At 56.2% G+C, this 12,929-nt stretch carries 10 protein-coding genes; all 10 read right to left on the bottom strand.

All coding sequences use genetic code 11. The features are described 5' to 3' along the window. On the bottom strand, window positions 1–1,304 hold a 1,304-nt coding region (locus B3V69_RS13905), incomplete at its 3' end, for an acyl-CoA dehydrogenase family protein (RefSeq protein WP_296447485.1). Window positions 1,305–1,392: 88 nt separating this feature from the next. Beyond that, window positions 1,393–2,568, bottom strand: coding sequence for an acetyl-CoA C-acyltransferase (locus B3V69_RS13900; RefSeq protein WP_296447483.1), 1,176 nt, complete (start codon window positions 2,566–2,568; stop codon window positions 1,393–1,395). Window positions 2,569–2,654: 86 nt separating this feature from the next. Next, window positions 2,655–4,754, bottom strand: coding sequence for a 3-hydroxyacyl-CoA dehydrogenase NAD-binding domain-containing protein (locus tag B3V69_RS13895; protein ID WP_296447481.1), 2,100 nt, complete (start codon window positions 4,752–4,754; stop codon window positions 2,655–2,657). Window positions 4,755–4,870: 116 nt separating this feature from the next. After that, window positions 4,871–5,566, bottom strand: a complete 696-nt coding sequence (locus B3V69_RS13890) for an ABC transporter ATP-binding protein (protein ID WP_296447479.1) — start codon at window positions 5,564–5,566, stop codon at window positions 4,871–4,873. A gap of 2 nt (window positions 5,567–5,568) precedes the next feature. Next, window positions 5,569–6,339, bottom strand: coding sequence for an ABC transporter ATP-binding protein (locus B3V69_RS13885; protein ID WP_296447477.1), 771 nt, complete (start codon window positions 6,337–6,339; stop codon window positions 5,569–5,571). Beyond that, entirely contained in the window at window positions 6,336–7,625 is a 1,290-nt protein-coding gene (locus tag B3V69_RS13880) for a branched-chain amino acid ABC transporter permease (RefSeq protein WP_296447475.1), read from the bottom strand. Before B3V69_RS13880 ends, B3V69_RS13885 begins: the two co-directional genes overlap by 4 nt. Before the next feature lie 3 nt (window positions 7,626–7,628). Further along, window positions 7,629–8,576, bottom strand: coding sequence for a branched-chain amino acid ABC transporter permease (locus B3V69_RS13875; RefSeq protein ID WP_296447473.1), 948 nt, complete (start codon window positions 8,574–8,576; stop codon window positions 7,629–7,631). Between the two features lie 109 nt (window positions 8,577–8,685). After that, the gene (locus B3V69_RS13870; RefSeq protein ID WP_296447472.1) at window positions 8,686–9,921 is read right to left on the bottom strand and encodes a branched-chain amino acid ABC transporter substrate-binding protein; all 1,236 of its coding nucleotides are present in this window, start codon (window positions 9,919–9,921) and stop codon (window positions 8,686–8,688) included. A 191-nt stretch (window positions 9,922–10,112) separates the two neighbouring features. Further along, the gene (locus B3V69_RS13865; RefSeq protein ID WP_296447470.1) at window positions 10,113–11,348 is read right to left on the bottom strand and encodes a branched-chain amino acid ABC transporter substrate-binding protein; all 1,236 of its coding nucleotides are present in this window, start codon (window positions 11,346–11,348) and stop codon (window positions 10,113–10,115) included. A 166-nt stretch (window positions 11,349–11,514) separates the two neighbouring features. After that, window positions 11,515–12,929: 3-(methylthio)propionyl-CoA ligase (locus B3V69_RS13860; protein ID WP_296447468.1), on the bottom strand; the 1,415-nt coding region annotated here is incomplete at its 5' end.

Genomic DNA, 12,929 nt, shown 5'->3' with positions numbered 1-12,929 from the left:
GAGTTGGCTTCCAGGCACCATTCGCTGGGCCAGCTCTTGGCGATCGGGGTGAGCACCTCCAGCAGCAAACGAGCGTCATCCGCTGACTGGGCGTCACCGGTATGTTGCTCATCGACCAGACGGGCACAGTACAACTCCAGCGCCAGCGCGCCTTCGCAATAGGATTTTTGTGCCAGCAACATGCGTTTGATATCGGCGTGTTCGATGATGCGAACCTGCGGTTGGGAAGCGTCTTTGCCCCCGACGCCGACCGGACGCCCCTGGGGCCGGTTCTTGGCGTAATCCAGCGACGCGTAATAACCCGCCATGCCGAGCATGGTGGCCGCGATGCCGACCCCGATGCGCGCCTCGTTCATCATGTGAAACATGCAGCGCAGGCCTTCGCCCGGTTTGCCTACCAGGTAACCCACAGCGCCGGCGCCATGGCCGTCCAGGCCACCGCCCGTGCTCGACACCGGGTATTTTCCTTCGCCAAAATTCAACAGCGTGTTGGTGGTACCGCGCCAGCCCAGCTTGTGATTCAAACCGGCGAGCGCCACATCGTTGCGCTCACCAGTAAGCTCACCCGCGGTATTCACCATTTTCTTGGGCACGATGAACAGCGAGATGCCGCGGGTGCCCGCAATCAGCTTGCCATCAGGCCCCGGGATCTTGGCCAGCACCAGGTGGATGATGTTCTCGGTCAACTCGTGTTCCCCGGCCGATATCCACATCTTGTTGCCCTTGAGGCGATAGCGTGCGCCCAACGGGTCAGCCTCAGAGCCTTCTCCGTCAGGCGTTGCGCGGGTTGCGACATCCGACAGGCTGGAGCCGGCCTGAGGTTCGCTCAGGCACATGGTGCCGGACCAGCGCCCGGCAAACTCATTTTTGGAAAATACTTCTTTTTGCAGCGGCGTGCCATGCACCATCAGTAAATTGGCGTTGCCGGTCGTCAGCATGCCCGAGCCAATGCTGACCGAGGCACAGGCAAAGAATGAATTCGCCGCTGCCTCAATCGTGTAGGGCAGTTGCATGCCACCCATCTCAAAATCTTGCGCGGCACTCAACATGCCGGAATCAGCATACGCTTTTTGCGCATCATGCGTAGCCTGCGGCAAGATGACGCGTTCGCCGTCAAAGTGCGGCTCCTGCGTGTCCACCAGCCGGTTGAAAGGCGCAAATTTTTCACGGGCAATGCGTTCGCAAGTGTCCAGCACCGCATCAAAGGTCTCACGCGAATGGTCGGCAAATCGCGCACGCTCATTCAACGTTCCGGCGTTAAGCCATTGGTACAACAAAAAATCAAGGGTAGGGCGTAGTGACATGGTCGTCTCCGTTCGAAGCAAAAAAAAAGCTGAGCCGCTCACTTAAGTCGGCTCAGCCCCGGTTCATCCGGCCGCAATCGGCTAAAGGTTACAGCACTTCAAAAATGCCTGCTGCACCCATACCACCACCAATGCACATGGTGACGCAAACGCGCTTGGCCCCACGGCGTTTACCTTCGATCAAGGCGTGGCCCGTCAAGCGCTGACCGCTCACACCATAAGGATGTCCGACGGCGATGGCGCCGCCATTGACATTCAGGCGGTCGCCCGGAATGCCCAGTTTGTCGCGGCAGTAAATCACCTGCACGGCAAACGCTTCATTAAGCTCCCACAAGTCAATGTCGCTGATCTTCAGGCCCAAGCGCGCCAATACCTTGGGGATAGCGAACGCTGGGCCAATGCCCATTTCATCAGGTTCGCAACCGGCCACGGCAAAGCCGAGGAAGCGCCCCAAAGGCTTCAGGCCTTTTTTCTCCGCCAATGCTTCGTGCATCACCACCACAGCGCCGCCACCGTCCGAGAACTGGCTGGCATTGCCAGCCGTAATCAGACCGCCCGGGACCGCCGAACGCAAGCCGCTGATGCCCTCTTTGGTCGTACCCTCGCGGATGCCTTCGTCCTGGCTGACCGTGACCTTCTTGGTCGTCAGTCCCATGATCTTGTCGGCCACCCCCATGGTGACCGTGATCGGGGCAATTTCGGCGGTGAACAGGCCGGCGGCCAGCGCCGCCGAGGCTCGCTGCTGGCTGGCAGCGCCGTACTCGTCCATAGCATCGCGGCTGATGTTGTAGCGCTTGGCCACGATCTCGGCGGTTTGCAACATGTTCAGGTAAATTTCGGGCTTGTTTTTGACCAGCCACGGATCGGCCATCATGTGGGTGTTCATTTCCTGCTGCACGCAGGAGATGCTTTCCACGCCCCCGGCCACGTAAATGTCGCCTTCACCGGCAATGATGCGCTGGGAGGCCAGGGCAATGGTCTGCAAACCCGAAGAGCAAAAACGGTTGACGGTCATGCCCGACACCGTGACAGGGCAGCCAGCGCGCAGTGCGACCTGGCGTGCGATATTGGCGCCGGTGGCGCCTTCCGGCGTGGCGCAACCCATGATGACGTCGTCCACTTCACCGGCTTCAATCCCGGCTCTGGAAATAGCATGCTCGACGGCATGACCGCCCAGCGTGGCGCCGTGGGTCATATTGAAAGAACCCTTCCAGCTCTTGGCGAGCGGCGTGCGGGCGGTGGAAACAATTACAGCTGAAGTCATGTCGACATCCTTATAAAGTGTTGAGAAAGTGTTGAGGACAGAACTTGCCGCGATGCCGCAGTAGTCTGTCCCGCAAAAGTCTCAGATTAGTTAAACGTCTTGCCTTCAGCAGCCAATTTGGCCAGCAGCGGCGCGGGTTGCCAGAACTTCGCATCATCCAGCGGATTCTGGGCGAAGCGGTTCATGGCTTGCACCACATTGAACAAGCCGACCTGGTCGGCGTAGTTCATCGGGCCACCGCGGTAAATCGGGAAGCCGTAGCCCATCAGGTAGACCATGTCGATGTCGCTGGCCTTGGAGGCAATACCCTCTTCGAGAATACGGGCTGCTTCGTTGACCAGCGAATACACCAAGCGCTGCACGATCTCTTCGTCAGAAATCTTGCGCGGGGTAATACCCAGTGATTTGCGGTGCTCTTCGATCATCTTGACGACATCTTCGTTGGGGATGGCATCGCGTTTTCCCGCCACATAGTCATACCAACCCGCACCGGTCTTCTGGCCAAAGCGGCCTTTCTCGCACAGCAAATCGGCAGTTTTGCTGTATTTCATATCTGGTTTTTCCACGACGCGGCGCTTGCGAATGGCCCAACCAATGTCATTGCCGGCCAGATCGCCCATGCGGAACGGACCCATGGCAAAACCAAACTTTTCAATGGCTTTGTCCACCTGCGCGGGGGTGCAGCCTTCGTCCAGCAGAAAGCCGCCTTGACGGCCATACTGCTCAACCATGCGGTTGCCAATGAAGCCGTCGCATACGCCTGACACCACAGCCGTCTTCTTGATCTTCTTGGCGACCGCCATGACGGTGGCCATCACATCCTTGGCGGTTTTCGCGCCGCGCACCACTTCCAGCAGCTTCATCACATTGGCCGGGCTGAAGAAATGCAAGCCCACGACGTCCTCAGGGCGCTTGGTGAACGATGCAATTTTGTTCACATCCAGCGTTGACGTGTTCGACGCCAGAATCGCACCGGGCTTCATGACCCGATCCAGCTCCTTGAACACGGCTTCTTTCACGCCGAGTTCTTCAAACACGGCCTCAATCACCATGTCAGCGTCTTTGAGGTCGTCGTAGCTCAGCGTGGTGCTCAGCAGACTCATGCGCTGCTCGTACTTGTCTTGCTTGAGCTTGCCTTTTTTGACCTGTGATTCGTAATTCTTGCGGATGGTGGCAATGCCACGGTCCAGCGCGTCTTGCTTCATCTCCAGCATCTTCACCGGAATACCGACGTTCAGGAAGTTCATGGAAATACCGCCACCCATGGTGCCTGCACCAATAACCGCTACCGAGTTGATAGCACGTTGTGGCGTATCGGCGGGGACATCAGGTATTTTCGAGGCAGCACGTTCAGCCATGAAGATGTGCCGCAGTGCTTTGCTCTCGGCCGTGAACATCAGGCTGGCGAAGATGTCGCGCTCCGTGGCCATGCCGACATCGAATTTCTGTTTGGTAGCGGCTTCGACCGCATCGACGCACTTGGCCGGGGCCGGGAAGTTTTTGGACATGCCCTTGACCATGTTGCGCGCGAACTGAAAGTAAGCGTCGCCCAAGGGATGTTTGCAAGGCAGGTTGCGCACCAAGGGCATCGGCCGCGCATCAGCTACCGACCGAGCGTACGCCAACGCTTCTTCTGCCAGGGATTCCGCTGAAGCAGCCATTTTGTCAAACAGCTTCTGACCGGGCAGCATGGCCAGCATTTCGCTCTTGATCGGCTCGCCGCTGAAAATCATGTTAAGCGCCGGCTCAACACCCAGCACCCGGGGCAATCGTTGCGTACCACCGGCACCCGGAATCAAGCCCAGCTTGACCTCTGGCAGCGCCACACTGCAACCTGGCTCTGCAATGCGGTAATGGCAACCCAGTGCCAGCTCCAGCCCGCCACCCATGCAGACGGTGTGCACCGCAGCAACTACCGGCTTCGATGAATTTTCAACCGCCAGGATCACGCTCAGCAGATTGGGTTCCTGCAAAGCCTTTGGGGAACCAAATTCCTTGATGTCAGCGCCACCAGAGAAGGCTTTGCCGGCGCCGGTGATGACGACGGCCTTTACAGCGACATCGGCATTGGCTTTGGCCAAGCCGTCTGTAATGCCCAAACGCGTGGCGAAACCCAAGCCATTGACGGGTGGGTTGTTGAGCGTTATCACGGCGATATCGCCATGCACTTTGTATTCAGCGGTCATGCTTGCAGTCCTCAGAAGTGAAAATAGAACGATCGTTCGCTTTTTTGATTGTAAGAGCTATATCCAGCAGTTCAAACCGCCTGGGTCCCGGTTTTGTCACAGGTGGGACAAGGCGTTCAGACTTCCAGCCATTCCTTGCGGGTGTAGCTGTCATGGCGCAGTTCATCCGGGCTACCCGAGAACACAATACTGCCATGGCCCATGACCAGACAGCGGTCTGAAATATCCATGGCAATAGTCAGTTTTTGTTCGATCAGCAACACGGAAATACCACGCTTTTTGAGTTCCTTCAGGTACTCCGCCACCAGCTCGACAATTTTGGGTGCCAGTCCTTCGGTGGGCTCGTCAATGATGATGAGGTCCGGGTCCCCCATGAGCGTACGGCACAGCGTGAGCATCTGCTGCTCGCCGCCCGACATCACGCCCGCCTCCGTGTGCTGTCGCTCCTTGAGCCGCGGAAACATCTGGTACATATCGTCAAACGACCAGCGCCCGGCCTTGCGGGCATTTTTCTGCCCCAGATACAGATTCTGTTCAACCGTGAGATTGGGGAAAATATCACGTCTTTCGGGCACATAACCAATGCCCAAATGCGCAATCTCATAGGTCTTTTTGCCCAGTATTTCCTGCCCTTTCCAGAGCAGGGAACCGTGACAATCGACCAGGCCCATGATGGCCTTGGCGGTCGTCGAACGGCCCGAACCGTTGCGCCCCAGCAGCGCAACGATCTCGCCAGGATGCACCTCGAAGTGAACGCCGTGCAGCACATGGCTCTTGCCGTAAAACCCATGCAAGTTTTCAATTTTCAACATGATCAGTGCCCCCCCGCCTGCGAATCGGCGACCGAAGACCCAAGGTAGGCCTCTTGCACTCTCTGGTTGCCGCGCACAGCGTCGGGTGTGTCGTAGGCGAGTAATTCACCGTACACGATCACGGCAATCTTGTCTGCCAAGCCGAACACCACCCCCATGTCGTGCTCCACGGTCAAAAGAGTTTTGCCCACGGTCACATCCTTGATCAGCTTGATGAAGCGGCTGGTCTCTGACTTGCTCATGCCGGCGGTCGGTTCATCCAGCAGGATGACGTTGGCGCCACCCGCGATGGTGATACCAATCTCCAGCGCACGTTGCTCAGCATAGGTCAGGTTCATGGCCAGGACGTCACGTTTTTTGTCAAGCTGGACCATGTCCATCAATTCATCTGCCCGTTCATTCGCATCATCCAGGCCCGCCAAAAACTTCAGGAATGTGTACTTGTAGCCCAAGCTCCAAAGTACCCCGCACCTCAGATTCTCAAAAACACTGAGGTTCGGAAAAATATTGGTAATCTGGAAACTGCGGCTCAAACCCATCCGATTGATCTCGAACGGTTTTTTTCCATTGAGACTTTGCCCATTGAGCAACACATCCCCGCTAGTGGGCTCAAAGCGACCGCTGATCAGGTTGAACAAGGTCGATTTTCCTGCGCCGTTCGGGCCGATGATGCCGACACGTTCGCCGGCCGGAATCGCCACATTGATCCCGCGAATGATTTCCGTCTTGCCAAAGCTCTTGCGCAAGTCTTTTAATTCAAGCGCAAAAGTCATAGCGCATCCCTCCGTTTAATTTCTTTTTCAATGCTTTCCTGAATCTGGCCCCATTCGCTTGCGAATTTTCGGCGACAGACTTCGAACAGTCCCAGCCCCGTCAAGCTCACAACGATGGCGCCTAACCAGCTGTTCAGGCTCTTCGTGTCAAGGGTGCCGCCCATGAACGACAACTCGGGCCCGAGTGCTGCGTTCAGTTGCATGTGGTAAGTCATCTCGATCATCGCGGCAACGCCAATAAGCACCACCAGCGCCGTCAGCGCAAGTGACAAATACCTTACCAAAAGTTTTCGCAGATGACCGAATGCCGCCACCCGCAAGTTCATCATGATCAGGGAAGCCACGCCGCCCGGCGCGTACATCACCATGAACAAGAAAACCAAACCCAGGTACAGCAGCCAGGCCTTCGTGAATTCGGACAACAGGACAAACGCGAGCACCATGAGAACGGCACCGATGATGGGCCCGAAGAAAAAGGTCGAACCACCCAGAAATGTGAACAACAGGTAGGCACCCGAACGGTAGCCACTGACCACTTCCGAGGTGACGATTTCAAAATTCAAGGCCGCCAGACCACCGGAAATACCGGCGAAAAAAGCAGCCACGATGAAAGCGAAATATCGGACTTTCTGAGTGTCATAACCCACGAACGCAACGCGTTCGGGGTTGTCACGAACCGCGTTCAGCATGCGTCCCAATGGGGTGCGGGTGAATGCAAACATCAGGCCGGTACACACAAAGGTATAGATGGCAATCAGGTAGTACAACTGAATCTGCGGACCGTAAGTGATTCCCAAGACCTTAAAGCCAGTCACGCGGTTACCTGAAACGCCGCCCTCGCCTCCAAAGAATTCCGGAAACATCAAGGACATGGCCCACACCAATTCACCAATACCCATGGTAATCATCGCAAACGGTGTCGCCGCTTTCTTGGTAGTCACCCAGCCCAGAATGACGGCGACCACCATGCTGGCAAGCCCGCCCACAATGGGGATCAAGCTAACCGGCAAGGGCAGTCCACCGGTCACCAGATTCAGGGTGTGAATGGCCAGAAACGAGCCCATTCCGGAATAAACCGCATGGCCAAAGCTCAACATGCCACCCTGCCCCAGCAGTATGTTGTAGCTGAGGCATACGATGATGGAAATACCCATTTGACTGAGCATGGTCTGGCTCAAGCTGCTGGTAAACAGCAAAGGCGCCACCAATAAAATCACCGCAAATGAGGTCCAGACAATGGTGCGACCGATATTGAACGGCTTGAACTGATAAACATTGCTACTCATGAATCAGCCCTCCCGCGTGCCGAGCAGGCCCCTAGGCCGGAAAATAAGGATTAACACCAGAAACAGATAGGGCAGGATGGGAGCCACCTGACTGAGCTTGAGCTTTAACAGCGCATAGCCAAATGTCGAGGGCGCCAGCACCACCCCAACCGTGTCAAATGCTGACAGCAAAGAAGCATCAATGGCCACTGCAAATGTCTGAAGAACACCAATGATGAGAGAAGCCAGAAAAGCACCCGCGAGGGAGCCCATGCCACCCACCACGACCACCACGAAAATAACGCCTCCTACCGAGAACGCCATGCTTGGCTCGGTAACAAATGCATTGCCGCCAATGACACCGGCCAAACCGGCCAGCGCACACCCCCCCCCAAACACCAGCATGAAGACGCGTGGCACGTTGTGCCCCAAAGCCTCAACCGTCTCGGGATGCGTCAAGGCGGCCTGAATGACCAGACCGATCCGGGTTCGGGTGAGCAACAGCCAGATGGCAATCAACATGAGAATCGCCACCCCCATCATGAAGGCCCGGTACGTCGGGAATTGGGTACCAAAGAGGGTAAACAGGGGACCATCCAGAGCCACCGGCACCCGGTAGTCCACGGAACTGCGTCCCCATATCAGTTGCACCAATTCGAGAATGATGTAACTCAGGCCGAAGGTGATGAGAAGTTCGGGAACGTGTCCGAATTTGTGCACCCGACGCAGGCAATACCGCTCGAATGCAGCCCCCAGCAGACCCACCAACAAAGGCGCCAACAGCAAGGCCGGCCAAAACCCAAGGACGGAGGTCACGGTGTAGGCAAAGTAGGCGCCCACCATGTAGAAAGAAGCGTGGGCGAAGTTGAGAACGCCCATCATGCTGAAGATCAGCGTCAGCCCGGAACTCAGCATGAACAGCAGCAGGCCGTAGCTGATGCCGTTCAGCAGTGAAATAGTGTAGAACTCCATGGCGTACTCGTGAAGTAGTAAAAAAGTCAAAGCAACAAGCGCAAATGACCGATGCGAAAAAAAACGCCGGGGTAACGACAACGTCACCCGGCGTTCGACGTGACCGGCTTTAGCCCGGACGCTTCATCTGACAGCTGGTGGGCGTACTGGCCACATATGCCTCAATGTATTTGACAGGCGCAAAAGTGTAGCCGGTTTTTTCCACGCTATAAGGGTTCTTCTTGTCCACCTTTTGCCATTTGGAGATATATAGCCCCTGTTGCATCTGGTGATCGGATTTGCGCATTTCGGACTCGCCATTGAAACCCTGGAACTTCAGCCCCTCCATGGCAGCCGCCACCTTGACCGGGTCGGTGGATTTGGCCTTGGCCATGGCTTCACTCAACAACACCAGGCCGTTGTAAATGGAGAAGGTATAAAAATCGTCGCCGAACTTCATCTGGAAGTCGTGCATTAATTTGCCCATGATCCCGGTGTAATTGGAGTGGTTGTACGCGATCTGATAAACCTCGCTTTCACCGCCTGCTGCCAGAGCGGTGGGCGTGCCCGACACACCAGCATAGTAGGTATACATCGGCAGCTTGAGCCCAGCTTCATTCATGGCCTTGACGAACAGCGTCAGGTCCTGACCCCAATTGCCAGTGACGATGGTGTCGGCACCCGACGCCTTGATCTTGGCGACGTAAGGCGCAAAGTCCTTGACCTGTCCCATCGGCACGAGGTCTTCGCCGATGATCTTGGCATCAGGCCGTTTGCGGGCCATGCCCTCCTTGAAATACTTGGCAACCTGCTGTCCGTGTGAGTAATTCTGATTAAACAGGTATATCTTTTTGACACTGGGCTTGTCCTTCATGAAGCTGGTCAACGCTTCCATCTTTTGGGAGGTGTCAGCATCCAGCCGGAAGTGCCAGTAGTTGCATTTCTCGTTGGTCAAAGCCGGATCGACCGCAGCGTAATTCAGGTAGACGACCTCTTTGCCCGGATTGCGTTCGTTGTACTTGGCTACGGCATCGGACAAGGCCAGTGCCGCGCCGGATCCGTTGCCTTGCGCGATGTAACGAAAGCCCTGGTCGACCGCTGCCTTGAAGGTTGAGAGTGCTTCTTGTGGCGAACCTTTGCTGTCCATGCCGACGATTTCAAATTTCACGCCAGCGGGGTTCCTAACGCCGTTCGCAGGGTCGGCAAGAAATTGCCAATTTTTCAGCTGGTTGCCGCCGACATTGGCCATCGGCCCGGACAGGCCCTCGATCATGGCAATTCTGACGGTTTCACCCTTTTGGGCAAACGCGCCACTGACGCACAAAAAGGCAGCAGTAGCCGCAACAACTTTCATCGAAAAGGTCATAAAAGATCTCCTGAGTTTCAATAAATCAACAAGCTCTCAGCGTACAAGTAATTGTGCGCTGCAGCACGAGGGTTTTCCAGTAGGGTGTATCACCCATGTGACTCGATAGGCATGAACATAGGTAAGCTGTTCATGCCCCAACCCTTAAACGTCCAAGGGGTGCGTCAAAGGGAGCGCCAGCGCCACCGGGTTTAGCCCGGACGCTTCATCTGGCAGCTGGTCGGCGTGCTGGCAACGTAAGGATCCATCTGCTTGACAGGCGCAAATGTGTAACCCGTATTCTCAACACTGTATGGGTTTTTCTTGTCGACTTTTTGCCACTTGGTCACAAACATGGTCTGCTGCAACTGGTGATCGCTCTTGCGCATGGTCACCTCACCCGCAAAGCTCTTGACCGTCAAACCCTCCAGAGCGGCCGCTACTTTGACCGGATCGATGGACTTCGCTTTGGCAATCGCAGCACCCATCAATTCGATACCGTTATAAGTGGCAAACGTGTAGTAGTCGTCATTGAACTTCTTTTTGAACTCGGTCTCCATCTTCCCGATCTCGCCTGGCTGATTGGAATGCCCATACGCAATCACGTAAACCTCGCTGTCGCCACCGGCGGCCAGCGCGGTAGGCGTACCAGTGACCCCCGCGTAATAGGTATACATGGGAATCTTGAGGCCGGCGTCATTGAGCGCCTTGACCAGCAGCGTCAAATCCGCGCCCCAGTTGCCGGTGACGATGGCATCGGCGCCGGACTGCTTGATCTTGGCAACATAGGGCGCAAAGTCCTTGACCTGACCGATCGGATGAAGATCATCACCCACGATTTTCACATCCGGGCGCTTGCGGGCAATATCTTCCTTGAAATACTTGGAGACCTGCTGACCGTGTGAGTAGTTCTGATTCAGCAAGTACACCTTCTTGACGCTCGGCTGGTCCTTCATGAAAGTGGTCAAGGCCTCCATCTTCATGGTGGTATCGGCGTCCAGACGGAAATGCCAGTACTCGCACTTCTCGTTGGTCAAGGCCGGATCTACCGCTGCGTAATTGAGGTATAGCACCTCCTTGCCAGGGTTTCGTTCATTGAACTTGGTCACCGCGTCAGAGATCGCCATGGCAGCACCCGAGCCGTTGCCTTGCGTGACATAGCGAAAGCCCTGGTCGATGGCTGCCTTGAGCGAATTCAGACTTTCTTGCGGTGAACCCTTATTGTCAAAGCCAGTCACCTCAAACTTCACACCCGCCGGATTCTTCTTACCAGCGAAGTGCTCCGCAGCAAACTGCCAGCTTTTGAGCTGGTTTTGCCCCACATTGGCGAACGGCCCCGAAAGTGGATCGATAAAGGCAATTTTGACCGTTTCACCACTTTGGGCAAACGCGCCGCCGACGCACAAAACGGCAACGCTAGCTGCAACAAACTTCATCGTAAATTTCATTAAAAATCTCCTAAGTTTCTGACAATAAACACACGCCAAGCTTACAAGTTTTATTGCATTGCATCACGAGGGGTTTCCCGTAGCCTGAATCAACCACAAACACCTCATGCAGCCCGGCACGATGCGGGCCTGCAACTCCTGTTGACGTGATCGCCCTGATCAGGCATCAGGCATCAGGCAGTTTGTAATCCTTGAGCAACTCACGCAGTTTTGTCTTCTGCATCTTGCCCGTGCCACCCAGGGGAATCGCGTCGACAAACACGACGTCGTCCGGAATCTGAAATTTGGCCGTTTTTCCTTCATAAAACTTGAGGAGCTCATCACGCGACACCTCTGCGCCCGGCTTCTTCATCACCGCGATGATGGGCCGCTCATCCCACTTTGGATGCTTCATGCCAATGCACGCCGCCATCGCCACGGCGGGATGGGCCATGGCAATGTTCTCCACGTCGATGGAGCTGATCCATTCGCCGCCGGATTTGATGACGTCTTTGCTGCGGTCGGTGATTTGCATGTAGCCGTCCGCGTCGATCGTGGCCACGTCGCCGGTCGGGAACCAGCCGTCTATCAGCGGCGCGCCACCCTCCCCTTTGAAATACTCGCTGATGATCCACGGCCCCTTGACCAGCAGGTCACCATAGGCCTTGCCGTCCCAGGGCAGTTCATGGCCGTCGCCATCGACGATCTTCATGTCGACCCCGAAAATTCCCCGTCCCTGCTTAAGCCGGACTTTCATTTTTTCCTCGGGCGCCATGGCAAGATGCTTGTTCTTGAGGGTACAGACCGTACCCAGCGGCGACATCTCCGTCATGCCCCAGGCGTGCAGCACCTCCACCCCGTAGACGTCGTTGAACGCCGTGATCATGGCGGGTGGGCAGGCCGAGCCACCGATCACTGTGCGTTTGAGCGTCGTGAAGCGCAAGCCCCCCGCCTGCATGTGACCCAGCATCATTTGCCATACGGTCGGAACACCGGCCGCGAAAGACACACGCTCGGTCTCGATCAAGTCGTAAATCGATTTGCCGTCCATGGCCGGCCCGGGAAACACCAGTTTGGCACCCGTCATGGCGGCGGAGTAGGGCAAACCCCAGGCGTTGACATGGAACATGGGCACCACCGGCAACACAGTGTCGCGCGCGCTCATGCTCAAGGCGTCCGGCAAGGCACCTGACAGGGCGTGCAGCATGGTCGAACGGTGGCTGTACAAGGCCGCTTTGGGGTTGCCGGTCGTGCCACTGGTGTAGCACATGCTGCTGGCTGAATTTTCATCAAACGACGGCCACTGGTAGTTGCTGGATTGCGCACCAATCCAGGCTTCGTAGCTGACCAGGCCAGGAATGCCGGTGTCAGCAGGCAATTTGCCCACATCACACAGCGCCACAAAGTGTTTGATGGTGGTGCAACGGCTGTGGATCAGTTTGACGATGGGCAGAAAACTCATGTCAAAGCAAAGCACCGAGTCTTCGGCGTGGTTGGCAATCCAGACAATTTGATCCGGGTGCAGGCGCGGATTGAGGGTATGCAACACACGGCCCGAACCGCTCACGCCAAAATACAACTCCAGGTGCCGGTAGCCGTTCC

Origin of the sequence: Rhodoferax sp. UBA5149 (assembly GCF_002413825.1) — a bacterium.
Lineage (GTDB): Bacteria > Pseudomonadota > Gammaproteobacteria > Burkholderiales > Burkholderiaceae_C > Rhodoferax.
Note: the sequence above shows the minus strand (reverse complement) of the source record. Positions and strands in the feature narration are given on the sequence as shown.